This window comes from Streptococcus panodentis (assembly GCF_017884005.1).
Classification (GTDB): domain Bacteria; phylum Bacillota; class Bacilli; order Lactobacillales; family Streptococcaceae; genus Streptococcus; species Streptococcus panodentis.
Genome location: NZ_QFAY01000023.1, coordinates 1 through 17,715 on the forward strand (window position 1 = coordinate 1; position 17,715 = coordinate 17,715).

Annotated in this window: 23 protein-coding genes and 1 pseudogene; 22 read left to right on the plus strand and 2 right to left on the minus strand. The window is 43.5% G+C overall.

What is annotated here, in order from left to right:
- Nucleotides 1-146, minus strand: a pseudogene (locus DHL47_RS13540) (IS4 family transposase); the annotation flags it as partial.
- An 8-nt stretch (nucleotides 147-154) separates the two neighbouring features.
- On the opposite strand from DHL47_RS13540, the gene DHL47_RS10020 reads away from it, so the two are divergent.
- The 18 genes from DHL47_RS10020 (at nucleotide 155) to DHL47_RS10105 (ending at nucleotide 12,740) form a co-directional block, all read left to right on the plus strand.
- Complete coding sequence (locus DHL47_RS10020; RefSeq protein ID WP_209551813.1) at nucleotides 155-811, plus strand: MFS transporter; 657 nt, start codon at nucleotides 155-157, stop codon at nucleotides 809-811.
- Nucleotides 812-964: 153 nt separating this feature from the next.
- Complete coding sequence (locus tag DHL47_RS10025) at nucleotides 965-1,183, plus strand: hypothetical protein (protein ID WP_128837447.1); 219 nt, start codon at nucleotides 965-967, stop codon at nucleotides 1,181-1,183.
- Between the two features lie 226 nt (nucleotides 1,184-1,409).
- Complete coding sequence (pnuC, locus tag DHL47_RS10030) at nucleotides 1,410-2,201, plus strand: nicotinamide riboside transporter PnuC (protein WP_209551766.1); 792 nt, start codon at nucleotides 1,410-1,412, stop codon at nucleotides 2,199-2,201.
- Between the two features lie 158 nt (nucleotides 2,202-2,359).
- A complete protein-coding gene (locus DHL47_RS10035) occupies nucleotides 2,360-2,530 on the plus strand; it encodes a hypothetical protein (RefSeq protein WP_209551767.1) in 171 nt (56 codons plus the stop codon).
- A gap of 76 nt (nucleotides 2,531-2,606) precedes the next feature.
- On the plus strand, nucleotides 2,607-3,245 hold the full coding sequence (locus DHL47_RS10040; protein ID WP_209551768.1) for a hypothetical protein: 639 nt from the start codon (nucleotides 2,607-2,609) through the stop codon (nucleotides 3,243-3,245).
- A gap of 146 nt (nucleotides 3,246-3,391) precedes the next feature.
- Complete coding sequence (locus DHL47_RS10045) at nucleotides 3,392-3,883, plus strand: YkgJ family cysteine cluster protein (RefSeq protein ID WP_209551769.1); 492 nt, start codon at nucleotides 3,392-3,394, stop codon at nucleotides 3,881-3,883.
- Between the two features lie 84 nt (nucleotides 3,884-3,967).
- Nucleotides 3,968-4,801 (plus strand): AraC family transcriptional regulator, encoded by an 834-nt coding sequence (locus tag DHL47_RS10050; protein ID WP_209551770.1) that lies wholly within the window; start codon nucleotides 3,968-3,970, stop codon nucleotides 4,799-4,801.
- A 53-nt stretch (nucleotides 4,802-4,854) separates the two neighbouring features.
- Entirely contained in the window at nucleotides 4,855-5,781 is a 927-nt protein-coding gene (locus tag DHL47_RS10055) for a cysteine peptidase family C39 domain-containing protein (RefSeq protein WP_209551771.1), read from the plus strand.
- 191 nt (nucleotides 5,782-5,972) lie between these two features.
- A complete protein-coding gene (gene pynA / locus DHL47_RS10060; RefSeq protein ID WP_209551772.1) occupies nucleotides 5,973-6,662 on the plus strand; it encodes a pyrimidine 5'-nucleotidase PynA in 690 nt (229 codons plus the stop codon).
- Between the two features lie 11 nt (nucleotides 6,663-6,673).
- A complete protein-coding gene (locus tag DHL47_RS10065) occupies nucleotides 6,674-7,501 on the plus strand; it encodes a hypothetical protein (RefSeq protein ID WP_209551773.1) in 828 nt (275 codons plus the stop codon).
- Between the two features lie 233 nt (nucleotides 7,502-7,734).
- On the plus strand, nucleotides 7,735-8,007 hold the full coding sequence (rpsP, locus tag DHL47_RS10070) for a 30S ribosomal protein S16 (RefSeq protein ID WP_128837440.1): 273 nt from the start codon (nucleotides 7,735-7,737) through the stop codon (nucleotides 8,005-8,007).
- 19 nt (nucleotides 8,008-8,026) lie between these two features.
- Nucleotides 8,027-8,266, plus strand: a complete 240-nt coding sequence (kphA, locus tag DHL47_RS10075; RefSeq protein ID WP_005590445.1) for an RNA-binding protein KphA — start codon at nucleotides 8,027-8,029, stop codon at nucleotides 8,264-8,266.
- 73 nt (nucleotides 8,267-8,339) lie between these two features.
- Complete coding sequence (locus DHL47_RS10080; protein WP_209551774.1) at nucleotides 8,340-8,894, plus strand: putative immunity protein; 555 nt, start codon at nucleotides 8,340-8,342, stop codon at nucleotides 8,892-8,894.
- 269 nt (nucleotides 8,895-9,163) lie between these two features.
- Nucleotides 9,164-9,433, plus strand: coding sequence for a TIGR04197 family type VII secretion effector (locus DHL47_RS10085; protein WP_209551775.1), 270 nt, complete (start codon nucleotides 9,164-9,166; stop codon nucleotides 9,431-9,433).
- Between the two features lie 39 nt (nucleotides 9,434-9,472).
- Entirely contained in the window at nucleotides 9,473-10,036 is a 564-nt protein-coding gene (locus DHL47_RS10090; protein ID WP_209551776.1) for a hypothetical protein, read from the plus strand.
- Nucleotides 10,033-11,511 carry a hypothetical protein gene (locus DHL47_RS10095; protein ID WP_209551777.1) on the plus strand — a complete coding sequence of 493 codons (1,479 nt, stop codon included), beginning with the start codon at nucleotides 10,033-10,035 and terminating at the stop codon, nucleotides 11,509-11,511. The genes DHL47_RS10090 and DHL47_RS10095 overlap by 4 nt, the downstream gene beginning before the upstream one ends.
- Nucleotides 11,501-12,016, plus strand: a complete 516-nt coding sequence (locus DHL47_RS10100; RefSeq protein WP_209551778.1) for a hypothetical protein — start codon at nucleotides 11,501-11,503, stop codon at nucleotides 12,014-12,016. The genes DHL47_RS10095 and DHL47_RS10100 overlap by 11 nt, the downstream gene beginning before the upstream one ends.
- A gap of 127 nt (nucleotides 12,017-12,143) precedes the next feature.
- Nucleotides 12,144-12,740: a TipC family immunity protein gene (locus tag DHL47_RS10105; RefSeq protein WP_209551779.1), complete on the plus strand. Its 597-nt coding sequence runs from the start codon at nucleotides 12,144-12,146 to the stop codon at nucleotides 12,738-12,740.
- A gap of 43 nt (nucleotides 12,741-12,783) precedes the next feature.
- Here DHL47_RS10105 and DHL47_RS10110 read toward each other — a convergent pair whose 3' ends face one another.
- Nucleotides 12,784-13,245, minus strand: a complete 462-nt coding sequence (locus tag DHL47_RS10110; protein ID WP_209551780.1) for a hypothetical protein — start codon at nucleotides 13,243-13,245, stop codon at nucleotides 12,784-12,786.
- Nucleotides 13,246-13,438: 193 nt separating this feature from the next.
- On the opposite strand from DHL47_RS10110, the gene rimM reads away from it, so the two are divergent.
- The 4 genes from rimM to DHL47_RS10130 all read left to right on the plus strand — a co-directional run bounded on the left by rimM (nucleotide 13,439) and on the right by DHL47_RS10130 (nucleotide 17,660).
- Nucleotides 13,439-13,957 carry a ribosome maturation factor RimM gene (gene rimM, locus DHL47_RS10115; RefSeq protein WP_128837431.1) on the plus strand — a complete coding sequence of 173 codons (519 nt, stop codon included), beginning with the start codon at nucleotides 13,439-13,441 and terminating at the stop codon, nucleotides 13,955-13,957.
- Nucleotides 13,947-14,696, plus strand: a complete 750-nt coding sequence (trmD, locus tag DHL47_RS10120) for a tRNA (guanosine(37)-N1)-methyltransferase TrmD (RefSeq protein WP_209551781.1) — start codon at nucleotides 13,947-13,949, stop codon at nucleotides 14,694-14,696. Before rimM ends, trmD begins: the two co-directional genes overlap by 11 nt.
- A 194-nt stretch (nucleotides 14,697-14,890) precedes the next feature.
- On the plus strand, nucleotides 14,891-17,356 hold the full coding sequence (locus DHL47_RS10125) for a CAP domain-containing protein (RefSeq protein WP_209551782.1): 2,466 nt from the start codon (nucleotides 14,891-14,893) through the stop codon (nucleotides 17,354-17,356).
- Between the two features lie 82 nt (nucleotides 17,357-17,438).
- A complete protein-coding gene (locus DHL47_RS10130) occupies nucleotides 17,439-17,660 on the plus strand; it encodes a hypothetical protein (protein WP_128837429.1) in 222 nt (73 codons plus the stop codon).
- The last annotated feature ends 55 nt before the right edge of the window (nucleotides 17,661-17,715 follow it).

Here is a 17,715-nt window from a genome sequence, read left to right on the forward strand (position 1 = left end):
TCTCCTTGGTAATTGTAGTAGACTTTTGAAGTTTTCTTGACCATGGCAATGACATGGAGATTGAGTTGACGAATAGAGGTAAACATTTTGGGACTAGAAAACCAAGAATCAAAGAAAACATAATCAGCTTTGACTCCCTTGTTTATTATATGTCATACGCCCCATTGCTGATATCATTACAAATATCATTTTTGGTACATATATTGATAGATTTAATAAGAAAAACTGGCTATTTAGTCTCAATGTTGTAAGTTCAATTTTGGTTGGATTGTTATTAATAAAGCAAAATATAACGTTCATTTCTTTTCTCGTATTTTTTCTTCAAGTCTGTCGTTCCCTTTATGAACCAATTTCGTTGGGATATATTGTGTTATTAGTTCCAAAAAAGAAATTGAAGAGGTTTAACGCATGGAATAGCATAGTCTCATCGGGTGGATTTTTAATCGGTCCCGCACTTGCAGGTATTTTGGTATCGCTTGGAAGTCCACTATTTGCTATTGCTACTAATTCTGTTCTATTACTTTTTTGTGGTGTATTTATCTTAATGTTACCGCACTTTGATAATCTTATCGATGCTACGCAAGTTTCAACATCATATTTCTCTGAAGTATTTCAGGGATTGAGATTCTTAAAAAAATTTGTTAGTCAAAATAAACTAATTATTATTACTTACTTTTTAGTTTCTTCTTTATTTATTCTTGCGGCTGGTCTTGATTCTGTTGAAGCCGCATTCTCTAAAATAGTTCTGTTAATGAGTGACTCTGAATATGGATTATTAGTGAGTATTTCGGGTGCGGGCTACTTGTTTTAAAAAAAAAGGAGTTTAATTGCAGCCAAAAGGTTTTTTTAGGGAGAATATGAATCAATTCTTGACACATGTACTATTGAGAATAATGTATGCTCGAATTTATATGAGCTAAAATTAGTAGGTACATTTTTAATAACTTCTGATATCGTTGGAATCATGAATGATTTATTTTGTTTTGAGAATGAGAATTTACAAAAAGGAGACAAGATTTGTAGTCTTGATTATTTAGGGGTTAAGTACTTTCTAACTGCAGACTTTGATTTAGTTATTTTAAAAAAATATCATTATAAAAACTCTATTATCGAATGGGGGACTCCTCTATTTCTAGTAAGAAAAATAGAAGACCCTGAGTGTGAACCGCACCCCAAAAGTTAGATTTTTTCTGTCTAACTTTTGGGGTGCGGTTCAAAACTTGTAGGTCTTTTCTTAAAATCCGAACGTTAGGGAGGATTTTTTAGCTTTTCCTTGACATTTTCAGAAATTAGCATATGATAAAACGTGAATACTCATAAGACGAATCTTGTGCGTGTTCGAAAAGTAATAGAGCGTTGCATCCGTAAGTCAAATTTGACACGGCTCTTAAAAAACAAAAGGAGAAAAAATGAATACCTATATCCAAAAGAAAATCGCGAACATCAAGCTGACGCTTTCTGAAATGTCTGGTGGCTATCAACGGATGGTGACTAGTATGAGAAAGCTCGGCTTTTCTGGTACTTGGAAGCTGATTTGGGATGATCTTTTTGCCCACCGTAGCCTAGGCCAGTGGCTCTATCTCTTGATTCTAGGGAGCTTTCCGCTCTGGCTGGAGCTGATATATGAGCACCGTATCGTAGACTGGACGGGCATGATTTGCAGCCTGACAGGGATTATCTGCGTGATTTTCGTTTCAGAAGGGCGGGCCAGCAATTATCTCTTTGGCCTGATTAACTCTGTGATTTACCTGATTTTGGCCTTGCAGAAAGGCTTCTATGGTGAGGTGCTGACGACTCTTTACTTTACCATCATGCAGCCAATTGGACTCTTGGTGTGGATTTATCAAGGTCAGTTTAAAAAAGAAAAGCAAGAGTTTGTTGCTCGTAAGCTGGATGCCAAGGGATGGACAAAGTATCTGTCGATCAGTGTGCTTTGGTGGCTGGCTTTTGGCTTGATTTATCAGTCTGTGGGGGCCAATCGTCCTTATCGTGATTCGATTACGGATGCGACAAATGGAGTAGGGCAAATCCTGATGACGGCTGTTTACCGTGAGCAGTGGATTTTCTGGGCAGCGACGAATATCTTTTCCATCTACCTCTGGTGGGGCGAAAGTCTTCAGATTCAGGGGAAATATCTGATTTATCTGATTAACAGCTTGGTCGGATGGTACCAGTGGAATAAAGCTGCTAAAAAAGCCTAGCCTCAAAAACATTAAAACACCCAGCAACATTGCTAAAGTATGGGCGACGTTTTTAGCCTGAACTTAGAAACAAAAGAGTAAATGGAACTAAATTTTTAAAAATTTTATACGGTATCTTATCAAAGATACTCCCTTTTGTGGGTGAGGGGGCAGCCATCATGGGAGTCTTATACGGTATCTTATCAAAGATACTCCCTTTTGTGGGTGAGGGGGGAGCCATCATGGGAGTCTTATACGGTATCTTCCAAAAGATCCATCCCTCTGTGGGTGAGGACACAGCCATCATGGGAGTCTGTCCCACCGCCTTTTCTTTTCAGACGGGGCAGTAAAAATTTTTGGGAAGTAAATAAATATGGTATAATATGCTTATCCTTATCAAATGACTTTGCAGAAAGGAGTTTTTCCATGATAAAGAAAGGTTTTCTTTTCGCCATGACCTTGCTGGCGGGACTCTTGCTGACTTCCTGCAGTTTAATCCGAACTGTCCTCCCGCCTCCTTCGTCAGGTGAATCTTCAAGCAGTATCTCTATTGGAGACGATGACAGCAGTTCAGGCTTTGATGATGACAGTGATGTTTCAAGCTCTATCGCTACACAGCGTATTGGTTCGGATGATTACGGTTACATTGATATTCCGGACAACTGGATTAAGTTCACTGATGCAAATGCTGGCGATAGCATCCAGTATTCAGATGGTTCAAATTACAATATCGTCACTCTGAATGCCTATACCAGAGAAAAAGCCAATATCAGTGCAGGCGAAGATTTCACACCCGAAACCCTTGCCAACCGTGTAGCCAGCAACTGGGACGGCCGTAAGGATGTGGATGACTACTGGGGAGCCAAGACGACAGTAGCCGGTATTGACTCCTATCAGGTCAATGTCAACTTTAAATCAGGCCAGCAGGCGGCGACTTGGATTTTCAAAAAAGGGGAGAAAATCTATATGATTACTGTTGAGGGAGACGAAGATACCCTTTCTGAGCTGGTGGCCTATGTGGAAGATACTTGGAGTCTGAGCAAGGACGGAGGCAGCAGTATTTAGTCCATGAAGTGAGGCTTTGATTTTCAGTCCATCAATTGGATACTCCCATTTTACAGAGGCGGGAAACTGATTCCTGCCTCTTTCTTTATAGGTTTCTCATACCGTTTGTGGTATAATGAAGTATTCCCGCAAAGAAAGTAGAAAAAATGTCTGAGATTGACCTTGAAAAATACCATCAGCTGGCCCTGCAAAAGCAGAAAGACCATCGAAAATTTTTAGCCAGCCTGAAGAAAAAACCACCCAAAAACCTAGATAAAATTGCCCGGCAAATCCACGATGAGGTTTTTGAGGAGATTGACTGTACGGCCTGTGCCAACTGCTGCAAGACTCTGGGACCAGATTTTAAGGAAGCTGACATTGTCCGCATTGCCAAGTATTTCAAGATGAAGCTGCCGGCTTTTGAGGAGGAATTTTTGCAGGTGGACGAAGACGGTGACAAAGTCTTCAAGGCCATGCCCTGTCCTTTCCTGGGCGGGGACAATCTCTGCTCCATCTACGATGTCCGTCCCAAGGCCTGCCGAGCCTTTCCCCATACCGACCGTAAGAAAATCTACCAGATCAACCACCTGACCATCAAAAATACCCTGACCTGCCCAGCAGCTTATCTCTTTGTCGAGAAGCTACGGGATAGGTTGTAAAATCCCCCTCTAAATCTTGTACAAAAATTCTGGGGCTGAAGTATCGTATATCTGTTAGACTTTAATCAGGAGGTAAAAAAGAATATGATGCATCAATTCAATCGAACCATGGAATATTTGGAAAGCAAGTTGGACGCAGAAGTGGATTTGCAGAAATTCCAGCAGCTTTCGGGCTATTCTTATGCTCTCTTTAGCAGGCTCTTCTCCATCCTAGCAGACATGACTTTAGCAGAATACTTGCGCAATCGCAGGCTGTCTGAAGCTGTGACGGACTTGCGGGAAAGCTCTGAGAAAGTCATTGATATAGCACTGAAATACGGCTATGAGTCTGCTGACGCCTTCAGCGCAGCCTTCAAGAAATTCCATGGTGCGACTCCCTCAGAAGTTCGAAATGGAAAACCTTATCGCGTCTTTCCTAGACTTCAATTATCCTTAAAGATTACAGGAGGAAAAAACATGGATATCAAGATTCAAAAGAAATCTGCTTTTACCGTAGCAGGCGTCCTATTGGAAGCTATTGACAACAGCCTCTGCCCCTCAGCTTGGGAACAGCTCTTTGCGGCCCATAGCTTTGAAAGTTTAGAAAGTCTGGGCAGCGGTCAGCCCTACGGTGTCTGCTCAGATGTCAAAGAAGGCGAAATCATCAACTATATGGCCGCTTATGATGTCGCAGATAAAGCTAAAGCAGAAGAACTAGGTCTGTCCATCAAAGAAATCGCAGAAGCTGAATATGCTATCGTACCAGTTAAGGGGGCTATACCAGCCAGCATTCACCATGCTTGGAAATACGTCTTGGAAGTCTTTTTCCCAGAAACTGGCTATCGCCACTCAGGAGCACCAGACTTTGAAGTTTACACCGAGGGAGACATGTCGTCACCAGACTACCAAATGGAACTTTGGATTCCAGTGGTGAAATAGAATGGTGATTGCAAGTCATTTTTTAGGCGTTGATTACAGAGGAGGATGATGCTATGCAAATGTATTTTGGGGACGTTTCTTTTTGTTATACATATTCACTTGCGATGGCGCTGCATTCGTATGGTTATGATGTTCGCCCCGAGTTTTTGGAAGCCATTATGGTGATGGGAAATGGCGCTAGTATTGTAAAGCAAGATGAAAAACACCCCTTAGTCTTCTTTGATAATGGGATGCCTGATAGTTCTATCAGCCATTCTTTAAACATTCTGGGTTTTACCTATGATGAATACTATATAAAAGATTCTAATACAGTGGATCTTCTCTCTATCAGAGAAATGTTAAGTAAGTTCTTGCTCAGCGGGCCAGTTGTTCTTGGCCCTTTGGACATGGGTTATCTCACTTATAATTCCAATCATATCCATTTGTATGGGGTGGACCATTTTGTTTCAGTTTATGATTTAGATGATGAGTTTATTTATTTCCATGATCCAGCAGGATTTGCCTGTATGAAAATGAGTTTCTCAGAATTTTTAAAAGCCTGGGAAGCTAAAAATATCGACTATAAAAGAGGTTCTTTCTCTATGTGGGGAAACTTTAAAAAAATCAAATCTCCTACTTCCAGAGAGATTTACCAGAAAGCATCTATACTGATGAAGCAACAATATGAACGTGGCGAGGAGAATGTGATAATAAGATATGCTAAGTCGGTAGCGGACAATGGCTTGAATGAAGAACAAAAGCATCTTCATCAATATTTTAGTTTCAAATTAGCTTCTATCAGAAATCTATACATGAGCAACTTCTTAAAAGACCACGATATTGTCAGATCTGAACTAAAAGAAAATTTAGCAAAATTGTTTGGCCAAGCTCATCTATTTTGTATCAATGAAGATTACCAAAAATTGTCAGAAGTCTTGTATGATATTGCAGCGCTAGATAATAAATTTAGAGATTTGTGCCTTCACTACAAGGAAGACTAGAAGAAGTGAGAAAAACGAAGATGCTGTTTGGTAATGTAGCAGGATCGAAACCAGGGGCACCAGACTATCAAATGGAACTTTGGATACCTGTGGTGAAATAGATTAGGAACCAGCCGTTTATTTTTGAGCGGCTGATTTTTTGCAGCTTATGTTATAATAAACCTACTACAGTAACAGAAAGGATTTTTACCTTGCCCTACAAATTCCTACTTTTCGACCTTGACCACACGCTGCTGGATTTTGATACGGCAGAAGACATCGCGCTGACTCAGTTTTTGCAGGAGCAGGGCATTGCGGAGATTCAGGCCTACAAGGACTATTATATTCCCATGAATAAGGGGCTTTGGCGGAACCTGGAGCAAGGGAAAATCACCAAGTCTGAGCTGGTCAATACCCGCTTTTCCCGTCTTTTTGCTCATTTTGGTATTGACAAGGATGGAGCCGAGTTAGCCCTTCTCTACCAGCAACACCTTGCCCAGCAGGGCCAGACCTACGCTGGTGCCAGTGAGCTCTTGGACAGCCTGACAGCAGCTGATTTCGAGATTTACGGCGCGACCAATGGCATCACGGCCATTCAGACCGGCCGCATGGCCCATTCCGACATTTCTCCCTACTTTAACCATATCTTTATCTCCGAACAGCTGGGAACCCAGAAGCCGGAGGCTGTCTTTTATGAAAAAATAGCAGAGCAGATACCGGATTTTGACCTGGCTCAGAGCTTGATGATTGGGGACTCACTGACTGCTGACATCGCTGGCGCCAACAATGCCGGACTGGACTCTCTCTGGTACAATCCCCGGCAGCTGACCAACACCAGCAGCGCTCAGCCGACCTATACCGCCTATTCTTATGACGATATTATCAGACTATTGGTTCCATAAGGAGATTGCAAATGAAAAAAATCCTTGCTTTGTTTTCTCTTCTTGCCAGTTTGTTGCTACTGACAGCTTGTTATGCTAAGAAAGAAGAAGTCGACGAAAGCATACGAACGACGAAGGCCCTTTTTAAAAAACTCCCTTTTCAGCCTGTCAAGGTTAGTTCTGATGGCAGTTATCATTACGAGGGTGGTGGTGCGGCAATTGATTTGTATTTCACCGAGGAAGATATCCAAAAGTATCCTATTCTAAAATACCACCCAGATCGAAAGGGCAGTAAAATTGAATTTTATGAGATATTTTACGGAGAGCGAACAGCAGATCAGTTACTGGATTGTTTGGTAGACCAAGAAATAACCAGCTTAATTGATGAGATTGAGGGCGAAATGGAAGATGACATGACAGCTGAATACCAGCAAAAATCAGGATTTGACAGAGCTCTATTTCAGACTATAAGGGTTTCGTCCTCTAAAAAGGTTGATGATTCAGACAGCCTAAATAAATATCTCATGCTATATAGTAAGTTTTTAGTCGAATTCAGGAAGAATCCAGAAAATCATGATAAGCTAAAAGAGATTGTCCAAAAAATGGATAAAGTTGATCTTTTAAAATGGTCTTTCGAATTTCATTCAGACCAAGTACTGGATGAGAAAAATATATCAGAAGACGAGGTAAAAAGCAGGTCCTATAATAGTCGTAGTGGAGACACAGAGTATTATGCACCAGAGACCATTAATAAGTATATTGATTTAGGTACTTTTCCTAAAGACGCTTCAGTCAAATTGTATTTTAAAAAATATGAAAATGTTTCTGGACAGGTGATTTTAAAAAACCAAAAAGACTAATCTAAAAAATTTTTAACTCTGTCAAGAAAAAAACTTGACAGCTGATTTTAATCTGCTATAATAGATCATGTGCTTGATAGCTCATACTCTTCGAAAATCAAATTCAAACTTCGTCAGCGTTGCCCTGCCGTACGCCAGTACTGTCTGCGGCCAGCTTCCTAGTTTGCTCTTTGATTTTCATTGAGTATCAGCTATTTCACCGAAAGAAAATAAAGAAAAGAGACTTTTTAAAAATGGCAGTAAAAATCCGTTTGACTCGTATGGGTTCTAAGAAAAAACCTTTCTACCGTATCAACGTTGCAGACTCACGTTCACCGCGTGACGGACGTTTCATCGAAACAGTTGGAACTTACAACCCACTTGTAGAAGAAAACCAAGTAACATTGAAAGAAGACCGCGTTCTTGACTGGCTCTCAAAAGGTGCGCAGCCATCTGATACTGTGCGCAACATCCTTTCAAAGGCCGGCGTACTGAAGAAATTCCACGATTCAAAATACTCTAAATAATAGAAGTGTAGGTTGACATATGGACACGATTGAAAATCTGATTATTGCGATAGTGAAACCTTTGATTTCACAGCCAGATGCCTTAACTATCAAGATTGAGGATACACCTGAATTTTTAGAATATCACCTGGATCTGGATCCGAGTGATGTTGGACGTGTAATCGGCCGCAAGGGGCGTACTATCTCCGCCATAAGGACGATTGTTTACTCTGTCCCAACCGAATACAAAAAAGTTCGCATCGTCATTGATGAGAAATAAAACAGAGACAGTGGGACCCTTGTGTCCTGCTGTTTTCTATTTATCCCAATAATGCTCAGTGATAGGAGAAAGTATGAGAATAGAAGATTATGCTTGGAATGTCCATGAACGAAAACTCTATCTGAACCAGCACATGCAGCTCCCCACTGTCTGTAAAATCAAGATACTGGATGATGCTCAGAAACGTCTGGAGCTGGAGCAGGAACTGAGCTTCTTGCCGCAAAAGGAGCTGGCCCGGTGGGCTTTGTCCAATGCGGAAGATTTTCTGGAGCTGATTGATATCGGAGATAAAAATGCAAGGGCCGATATCATTTCGCAGGCTAAAACAGTTTTTCAGGCCAGACTGGACGGTCAGGCTTCTGCCTATGAGCTGAGGCAGGCAGGATTTTTAGCCAATCAGCTGGCCCAGCAATCCCGTACAGAAATCAGCAAATCCGCTGCGCGTGCCTTTGCTCAAGCGGTTGCAACAGCCCACATGCGAGGTCATGCTATTGTCTCGGCAGATTATGCAGTCAAAGTGCGCAACTTACAGAGTCCGGATGATGTTGGAGCGGCTCGCAGAGAAAGAGAGAGGCAGTTGAAGCTGGCTGAGTCTTATCTTGATAGAATGAAATTTAAGAACAGGTGAGCAAGATCTGAATGGGGAAGGGAATGGATCGAAAGAAATGATGAAAGAATGATGAATCAAAACAAAAGCCGGACAGTTATTTGTGCTGTATCAGCCTGCAGAATAGATTGTTGTATTTCTATGCGGCGGTGGTGGAGCGTCTGCTGACTGATGAGAACCTTTTGCCCCTTAGTCAAAAACAGTGTTCCGTGTAACCTTCTTGCAACAATTTGTTAATAAAAACGCTATAAAAAAATGCTATAATTTATGACATAGATAAGGAGGAGCGGATGACGAAGATTCAAAGCAATAAATCGGATGCTCAAAGCTATGCAGTGAAAATCAAGCAAGGGAGTTCTAATCTCTCTGGTATTGGCCAAGCTCAGCAGGATGAACAAACGACCGTCTCTGGCAATGCCAATGCGCATGAAGCCATGGGAGCTGTCCAAGCAGCCAGACAGGGGATTTCGACGGCTCTATCCGACATGGTGACAAATATCCACAGTGTTGCTGAGGAGTTTGAAGCTGTCGATCAGCAAGCAGCGGATTCAATAGACTGAGGGACTGACTCTTTCATACTGCAAGCAAAAGGAGGACAGATGCTGATGGAAAATAAGGAAAAGCCCATCAAATTAGTGTTTGATTCGGATATGACTCCGGCTGAGCGTCTGCGCGCCCGGCAGGAACAGCTGCAAAATCTGCGGGAACAGAAAGAGCTCAAGCAGATGCTGGCCAATCAAGATAAGGTCATGTACAGGATTAGTCAGCGCTGCCAAAGACAGCAGAAAATGAAGGAAGAAAAGAAAACTCCGGAAGAACAGATAGAAGACCTGCGTCGCAAGGAGTCTGACCTGCTGGAAAAGGAATATGAGCTGGCTGGTGAGCTGAAGAAGGTGACTGAGTATTACGAATCGGCAGAGTCTGATGCGCATCAGGTGAATGTGATTTTGGAGGATCTCTGCGGTCGTTACAGCCCTCAAAATGGCTTTGATCAGCTGCGAGAAGACTGTTTGCAGAACTGGCAGAATCTTCAGGAAAGCTTTGAAGCGGAGTGCGAAAGTTTGAAGCGCAAAAAGAAAGAGGCTTCCGAGGGACAGGACCAAGCATACCATGAGCGAATCCGGATTGCTCAAAGCATAGAAGACAAGAGGAAATCAAGATGAGTATAGACATGTATCTGGGAAATTCACAATCTCAGGCAGCCAGTACCGATACAATGACCCGTGAGGAACTCCATGCCTATGAAGATTTAGAGGGAGCTTTGGCTGATTTTGAAGCCAGTACAGATGTCCTAAAAGGGAGAGCCTATGATTCTGCCCGGGCTTATTCTGAGCAAGTCCTTCGCCCTTTGGTGCGCGGAGGGAAAATGCTGTCTGAAGCAGTCGGTCAGGCGGTCAAACGTTTTCCGGCATCCTATATTGAGCAGGTCGCAAATGAAAGTTTGAAGGAATCCCAGCTGGAGGCTGATATACAGAGGCTGGATATGGTGATAGCGGCTGCTAAAGCAGCTAAGGTCTCCAGTGCTGTGCTGGGGAATCCCGTTTTAGCAGTGCAGCATCAGAAAATCATTGATATAGCTAGCGAAGCGCGGCGGGTGCTCCAAGAAAAGCTGGATAAGCTAAGAAATTTCAATGCTGTTTCTCCCCTGATGTTCTCGGAAATCGAGATTCTGAAAAGTCTGGTCGATACCGGTCTGAGTCAACTGAGTACAGGTTGGGATGCTAATAAGGGTGTTTATGTTCTACCAGCGAATTTGACTTGGGCAACTCAATTGATGAATTATACACCCATGACTCCTCAAACTGATAAAGATAAAATTATCAATGATTTAAAAACTACTTATGGATTAGATAATGAATCAGCTAATGCTTTATATAATCTACAGCAGGGCATATTAAAAAAAGCTAATAAAGAAGGTTGGGATAATCAAAAAGTTATATATGAGTACAATCGTTTACTTGCATCATTTGTTCCTGATAATTATGTTTCGACTCGTTGGAAGGCTATTTGTGGGACGGAAGATAAAGCTGAAAGAGATGAACTGTGTAAAGAATATGGTCTATCTGATAAAGATATAGCTATTCTGGAAGTGTCAATCAAAAAGCAGCATGCTGATGAATCTCAATCAAAGGATTTAGCGCACGAAGCTGTACAGTTAGCTGCTTTTACTGAAAAAAGTTGGGATTTTATTTCCATAGATAATGGGATTCATAAGGCTTCTCATTTAGCTAATGGTGGTTTGGAACACGAAGAAATCTCATTTAAGGGCGATGTTGACTCTGGCCGTTATAGTGATTCTGACTTTAATTCAGATTTAGATGCTATCAATTATTATCGTAGAGCAACAGCAGAGGGTGTGGATAGAAGCTCTGTTTTTAATATTTCATCAGATTATAACACTGGAGTGAAAAGTAACTCCATAAATCGAGTGAAAGAATTCTATGATAATTATGATTATCCAGGGTTGGTTTTTGGAATAGGCCAAAAAGACGGGGAAGAAGTAGTTGAAGAAATTCTGGACACAAAAACTCTAGGAAGCCATCATATTTCTAAACAATATACTAATCAAGAACAAGAACAACATAAGAAAGACTTTCTTGATTACTTGGAACGAGGAAAAGATAAAAATGTTAAATGAGTTAAAAAATAGAAAGCAACTAGTTGCTATATTATGTGGAATACTTTTACTGTTAGCGTGTTTATCTCTATTTTTTTTGTATAGCTCCTATAGAAAGGAGACTTTTCAAAGAGCCTATAGGAATCAATCTATTTATGAACAGTTGAATAGTCTAATGAATACTACTCAATATGCTGAAGAAATTAAAAATGCAGGTTATGATGTTGATACGGTTGGATTAAAATTAAATAATCGAATAGATAGTTTGCAAAGTAAAGGAAATCCATCTGTAACAATAAGTGTTCCCTCAAAAAATGGTTTCGAATTGTCTATTCACTTAAAAGGAGAGGACGTTGTTCAGTTGCAATTTAACAAGGAAATGGAATTAACGTCTTGTGTTTACTATAAGGATGGTAATTATCTCTATAATGAAGAGATTGAAGAAAAATTTAGAAATAAATATACAAAAATTGGAATTGATGCTGTAAAATCAGTGTTGAAAGATATTTACAGTCAAATGTCATAATACAAAAATGAGCCCTAAGCGGGCTTTTTGGCTGCAAGATTTTCTTATGAAAGCAGAAATATAATTTCATAATCTTAGAAGAACGAGATAACCAACTGGGAAATTACGCAGAAAGTGGATGATTTGTATGAAAAAAGTCCTATTGTTAAGTTTGGTGTTAGCTGTGCTTTTAGCGGTTGGGCTGCTGCTGTTCTACCAGCAGCGCAGCCAGTCTAGTAATATTTTTGACGATATTTACAGCGATGAAATCTCCTATCTAAGCTCAGGCGCTAAGAATCAAATGAAGCTTCTGAAGATAAAAGGAGCTGACCTTGCCACAGAAAAGGAAAGTTCGGATTTTCAGGCAGGGTCGGTCATGGTGGTAGTTCAATCAAAAGATTTGCCTGAAAACAGCAATCTGAATATCATTGCCAATAATAAAGAGCAGCTCCTGACCTTGGATTATGAGGAAAAATTAGCTGATGATGTCCAGCTGTCCCTGACTGCCAGCTATAGTGTCAGGGAAAAGACCCTGACCCAGGAAGTCAAGTTGTCGGATTACAAGAGCCAAGAGGTCATCGTTCCTGCAGACCGCTATGAAAACTATGGCTTGACCAAGGCTAAGATTGAGGAAAGATTTTCTTTAGCCGAGGAAGTGCTGCTCAAAGAGTGGACAGCTGTTTCTGAAAGCCGTTTTTCTTTGGACAATAAAGGAAAACTGACGGTCCTCAAGAAATGGCAGTGAGCAGGGCTCGTCCATTGAGTAAGCGTATTAAAGCAAAGATGACTCAGCCAAGAATCTCAGCAACAGCATCGCGAATCTCCTGCACGGTGGCAGATTGGCTGTGGTTGCGGGTGTCAAACTCAACGTACTGACCGTCAGCATTGACTGTCCCGCCGACAGGACCTTCGGAGCCGTCTACTGAAGTTCCAATAGCAGGCGGCAGGCTCTTATCCGCATCATCTGGATCAATGACAATGATGCGAGTGTCCGCTGCTAAATCATCCAGCATGGGCAGAGAAGAAGCAGAAGTCAGCTGATTTCGTGAATAATATTGCAGAAAGGCTTTGACAGTCCGGTTTTCTACCTGAGTAATTTTTTCTTCTGCTGGATTGTGAGTTCTTGTTTCACTTGCCTGATTTTCCCGAGCTGAGGTTTTTTTAGACTGTGCCAGAACTGTAAAACCAGCTATTGTGGCAGCGGAAAGGACAGCAGTAGAAAGCAAGAGTTTATTTAGTTTCTTTCCCATTGGCGTCACCTTTTTTCATTTTGTTGCAGGGTACGGATTGTATCATCAGATAAAATACATCCCATATGTATAATTATACAACTTATATATATATGTCGATCAAGAAAAGTTTGATTCTTTATTTTCTTGTAAATCTTGTACATTCCGCCCTATCATGATAAAATACTAGGCAGAAAGATGATTTGGAGCAAGTATGAATTTTTTTAATGTTGGGAAAATCGTCAATACGCAGGGCTTGCAGGGAGAAATGCGGGTTCTGTCGGTGACGGATTTTGCGGAGGATCGTTTCAAGAAGGGCAGCATTCTGGCTCTTTTTGACAAGAAGGATAAGTTTGTCATGGATGTGGAGATTGCCAGCCACCGCAAGGCCAAGAACTTTGACATCATCAAGTTCAAGGGCATGTACCACATCAATGACATTGAAAAATACCGGGATTGCACCCTCAAGGTCCGGGAAGAAGACCTGTCCGACCTGGATGAGGGGGAGTTTTATTACCATGAGATTATCGGCCTAGATGTTTATGAGCACGGTGTCCTGCTGGGAACCATCAAGGAAATCCTGCAGCCGGGAGCCAATGATGTCTGGGTGGTCAAGCGCAAGGGCAAGCGGGATCTGCTTCTGCCTTATATTCCTCCGGTGGTGCTGGAGATTGACATCGAGCGAGGCCGGGTTGATGTAGAAATTCCGGAAGGACTGGACGATGAAAATTGATATTTTGACCCTCTTTCCGGAAATGTTTGCTCCGCTGGAGCATTCGATTGTCGGCAAGGCCAGAGAAAAAGGCCTTTTGGAAATCAACTACCATAATTTCCGGGAAAATGCTGAGAAGTCCCGCCATGTGGACGACGAGCCCTACGGAGGCGGTCAGGGCATGCTGCTGCGGGCCCAGCCGATTTTTGATGCCTATGATGCCATTGACAAGAAGCAGCCGCGCGTGATTCTGCTGGATCCGGCTGGCCGGACCTTTGACCAATCCTATGCGGAGGAGCTGGCCTGGGAGGAGGAGCTGATTTTCATCTGCGGCCATTATGAGGGTTATGATGAGCGGATCAAGACCTTGGTGACAGATGAGATTTCCTTGGGCGACTATGTCCTGACGGGTGGCGAGTTGGCGGCCATGACTATGATTGATGCGACGGTGCGTCTGATTCCGGAGGTCATTGGCAAGGAAGCCAGCCATACCGATGACAGTTTTTCATCCGGCCTTTTGGAATATCCCCAGTACACCCGCCCCTACGAATACCGGGGCATGCTGGTGCCGGATATTCTCATGAGCGGCCACCATGAAAATATCCGCAAGTGGCGGCTCTATGAAAGCCTGAAGAAGACCTACCAGCGACGGCCGGACCTGCTGGAGCATTATGAACTGACTGACGAAGAAGCAGCCATGCTGGAGGAGATTCGGGAGGAAGCGGAGCAGAAGGAAACTGACCAAGAGTTGGAATCATGAGTGATATGAAGACAGAAGCAGCCGAAAACCCGCTTCTGTTTTTTGTCTGTTCTTGTCACAGTTTTGTAACAAGATTTCTATCAAAATGATAATTTTAAATACTGGTGAAACAAGCTTTTTTGTGCTAGTATATTACTATGTGGGTAAGTCTGCCCAAATAAATAGAGCATGTGATATGACAAGAAGGAGATATTATGGAAAAGAAGATTGGTAAATCGGTCGTGGCAACCAGTATTGCTGCATCGACCATTATTTCTGGCGGCCTGACTCATCAGGTAAAGGCCGATGAAGTGGTTAAGTCAGCTGCAACGGACCCGAAAACATCAAAGGTTACAGAAAAGCCTGTCACCGTGACGGACTTAGAAGATGCTCAGGCTAAAGCCGATGAAGCAAAAGCCAATGTTGACCAGCAGCAGGAAGCGGCTGATAAAGCAAAAGCCGAGAGGGATGCTGCGGAAAGCGATGTCAAGGAGGCAGAGGCAGCGGTTGAAGCAGCTGCCGAAAATCAAGCGGAAGCCACAGAAGAAAATATTGCTCAGGCGGAAGCGGATGCTCAGGCTGCCCAAGAAGAGACTGCGTCTAAGGAAGCAGCGGTAACAGAAGCTGAAACAGAACTCCAAGAGGCAGAGCAGGCAGTCAAAGACCAAGAAAATGCAGTGGTTGCCAAAGAAGCGTTGGTGGATGTCGCACAGTCTGAGTTAAAACAAGCCAAAACACCTGTTCAGGCAGAGGAAAAAGCGCTGGAAACCGCTCAAAATCAGCAAAGCCAGGCTCAAGCAGCTGTGGATAAGGCCAAAGAAGAACTGGCTAAGGCTGAGCAGGAAGCAGCAGCTTCTCCGCAGGCTCAGGCTGACATTCAAACTAAAATCAATCAGACACAGGCTGCTTTGGATCAAACCAAGCAGACAATCAGCTCTGTGGAAGCACAGATTCCGGCAGCAGAGCAGGAAGCAGCGACTGCACCAGTTGACCTGCGCAACACGAACTATTCTCAATTCTTAGAAAATGTGCGCAATCATGCGGCCAACCAGGAAATCCGCGATGCAGCCAATAATGCTTTGGCAGTTTATCAGCGCGGCCAAAATGAATTTGGCATCACTGTCGGTACGGATTCAAGCAGCCCTGCCAGCCTGGAAAATAATCTGAAGGCACTGGAATTGGTCAAGGCCATCAATACCTACCGCCGCAATGCCGGACTGCAGGAATTGCTGGTGGATCCTTATGCCAATGTAGCCAGCCAGATTCAAACGATTTACTTTGAGAGAAATAACTGGCACATGGGCAAGCTGATTGGCAATGAAAATGTAGCAATCAGCTTCAGTCCGCAAGGGGCAGTTGATTTCTGGCACAGCGAAAAGGCGCTGTATCAGCGGATCGCCGGCCAGTACGGCCTGCCTACAGATGAAAGACAGCTGGATGCCAATGCTATTTACATGAAGGTCGGCGCCAATGTCTTTGCACAGATTGGACACTATGTCCAAATGATGGACAATAAAGCCAATGCTATTTCGGCAGCCTATGATACTCATGCCAACCAATTCAGCACTGTTTACGGGACTTCTGAAGTAGGCTTCCATAATGTCCGCAATTTCAGCCAACGGGTCAATAACGGGACTCTGCTGACAGTGGCAGCTATGGAACAGCTGCTCCGTGCTGGCGGCGGCCGTTCAGTTGGCTCCAGTGCAAGGGTAACGGCCCTGAAAAATCAGCTGGCAGAGCTGAAGGCTCAGCAGGTCGGTCAAGAATCTACCTTGAATATTCTGACTGCACAATTGGCAGATGAGCAACGCACCGGGGCAGCTCGTTCAGCTGCAGTAGAAACAGCCCGTCAGAAAGTTGCTGCAGCAGAAAACAGTCTGGCACTGAACCAGCAAAATGTCGCTGATAAGCAGAAGGCTTTAAATACAGCAACCTCTAAAATTGCAGCCAGCCTGCAGCCTCATCAGGACAAGCTGACTAAGGCTCAAGCTGCCTTAAATGAAGCAAAAGACAAGCTGGCGGAACTCAGGGTTGCGCAGCAGGCAGCTCAGATGAATGTGGCAGCAGCTCAAGAAAATCTGCAGGCAGCTCAGGCTGATTATGCAGCGGCCCAGCAGAAAGTGCAAAATCTGCTGGATGCTCCGCAGCTCTTAGCGGAAGCGCAGCGCGAACTGGCCATAGCGCAGGCAGAATTGGCCGCAAAACAAGCTGCATATGAGCAGGAAGCCGCAGTCTTGGCCGGACTGCAGGAAGTTTATACCAATCTTCAGGACAGCTATGAGCGTCTGATGGATGCAATTATCCAAGAAAACGGCCTCTATGCAAATGCTCTCGACAGCAGTCAGGCTTCCTATCGCTCTGGCGAAGGGGTTCAAGTGCTGACAGCCGGCAGAAGAGGCGCAGCAGGTCCGGGCGCAGACAGCCAAACTGCTGAAGTTCATGCTCAGGCGCGTGAAGTCAGCCAAACCAATAATAGCAGAACAGCTCCGGCTGCTGATGCGGCTGCTCCGCAGCAGGCTGATCCTGCCCCAGTTGAAGCAGAAGGACAGGGAAATGGAACGACGACCATTCTGCCGCAAACCGGTTCAGAAGCAGAACGCTTGGCCTTTCTCGGAATGGCTCTGGGAATTGCCACTTTGGCTGGTGCCCAAAAAGGCCGCCGCAGAGATGAAGAACTGTAAGCAAACAGTTTAGTTCCCACTCTCCAGACTGTCGGATCGAACATCCGCCAGCACTTGAGAAAAAATGGGAATCTAAATTAGAATGATTAGCAGACAAAACCGTTCAGTAATGAGCGGTTTTTTTATGATGGTTTCCGGCTGTTTTTCTCGCAGAGAAAAACAAAAACCACCAGCTATGCTGCGCTGGTGGCTGATCATACTCTTCGAAAATCTCTTCAAACTAGGTCAGCGTCGCCTTATTGCTAAGCGAAAAGCTGAGGTCTTTTTCTTTGCCTCGCTCAAAAGCTCCAGTGGAAGATTTTGAAGCGGTGAAGGAGCTTCTGCTAAGAACTGTCAGCTGTATCGGCGTGCAGCTGATG

Coding starts and splice junctions, on each gene's coding strand:
- DHL47_RS10025 (WP_128837447.1), top strand. CDS start 965: ATGAATGATTTATTTTGTTTTGAGAATGAGAATTTACAAAAAGGAGAC.
- pnuC (WP_209551766.1), top strand. CDS start 1,410: ATGAATACCTATATCCAAAAGAAAATCGCGAACATCAAGCTGACGCTT.
- DHL47_RS10035 (WP_209551767.1), top strand. CDS start 2,360: ATGGGAGTCTTATACGGTATCTTATCAAAGATACTCCCTTTTGTGGGT.
- DHL47_RS10040 (WP_209551768.1), top strand. CDS start 2,607: ATGATAAAGAAAGGTTTTCTTTTCGCCATGACCTTGCTGGCGGGACTC.
- DHL47_RS10045 (WP_209551769.1), top strand. CDS start 3,392: ATGTCTGAGATTGACCTTGAAAAATACCATCAGCTGGCCCTGCAAAAG.
- DHL47_RS10050 (WP_209551770.1), top strand. CDS start 3,968: ATGATGCATCAATTCAATCGAACCATGGAATATTTGGAAAGCAAGTTG.
- DHL47_RS10055 (WP_209551771.1), top strand. CDS start 4,855: ATGCAAATGTATTTTGGGGACGTTTCTTTTTGTTATACATATTCACTT.
- DHL47_RS10065 (WP_209551773.1), top strand. CDS start 6,674: ATGAAAAAAATCCTTGCTTTGTTTTCTCTTCTTGCCAGTTTGTTGCTA.
- rpsP (WP_128837440.1), top strand. CDS start 7,735: ATGGCAGTAAAAATCCGTTTGACTCGTATGGGTTCTAAGAAAAAACCT.
- kphA (WP_005590445.1), top strand. CDS start 8,027: ATGGACACGATTGAAAATCTGATTATTGCGATAGTGAAACCTTTGATT.
- DHL47_RS10080 (WP_209551774.1), top strand. CDS start 8,340: ATGAGAATAGAAGATTATGCTTGGAATGTCCATGAACGAAAACTCTAT.
- DHL47_RS10085 (WP_209551775.1), top strand. CDS start 9,164: ATGACGAAGATTCAAAGCAATAAATCGGATGCTCAAAGCTATGCAGTG.
- DHL47_RS10090 (WP_209551776.1), top strand. CDS start 9,473: ATGCTGATGGAAAATAAGGAAAAGCCCATCAAATTAGTGTTTGATTCG.
- DHL47_RS10095 (WP_209551777.1), top strand. CDS start 10,033: ATGAGTATAGACATGTATCTGGGAAATTCACAATCTCAGGCAGCCAGT.
- DHL47_RS10100 (WP_209551778.1), top strand. CDS start 11,501: ATGTTAAATGAGTTAAAAAATAGAAAGCAACTAGTTGCTATATTATGT.
- DHL47_RS10105 (WP_209551779.1), top strand. CDS start 12,144: ATGAAAAAAGTCCTATTGTTAAGTTTGGTGTTAGCTGTGCTTTTAGCG.
- DHL47_RS10110 (WP_209551780.1), bottom strand. CDS start 13,245: ATGGGAAAGAAACTAAATAAACTCTTGCTTTCTACTGCTGTCCTTTCC.
- rimM (WP_128837431.1), top strand. CDS start 13,439: ATGAATTTTTTTAATGTTGGGAAAATCGTCAATACGCAGGGCTTGCAG.
- trmD (WP_209551781.1), top strand. CDS start 13,947: ATGAAAATTGATATTTTGACCCTCTTTCCGGAAATGTTTGCTCCGCTG.
- DHL47_RS10125 (WP_209551782.1), top strand. CDS start 14,891: ATGGAAAAGAAGATTGGTAAATCGGTCGTGGCAACCAGTATTGCTGCA.
- DHL47_RS10130 (WP_128837429.1), top strand. CDS start 17,439: ATGATTAGCAGACAAAACCGTTCAGTAATGAGCGGTTTTTTTATGATG.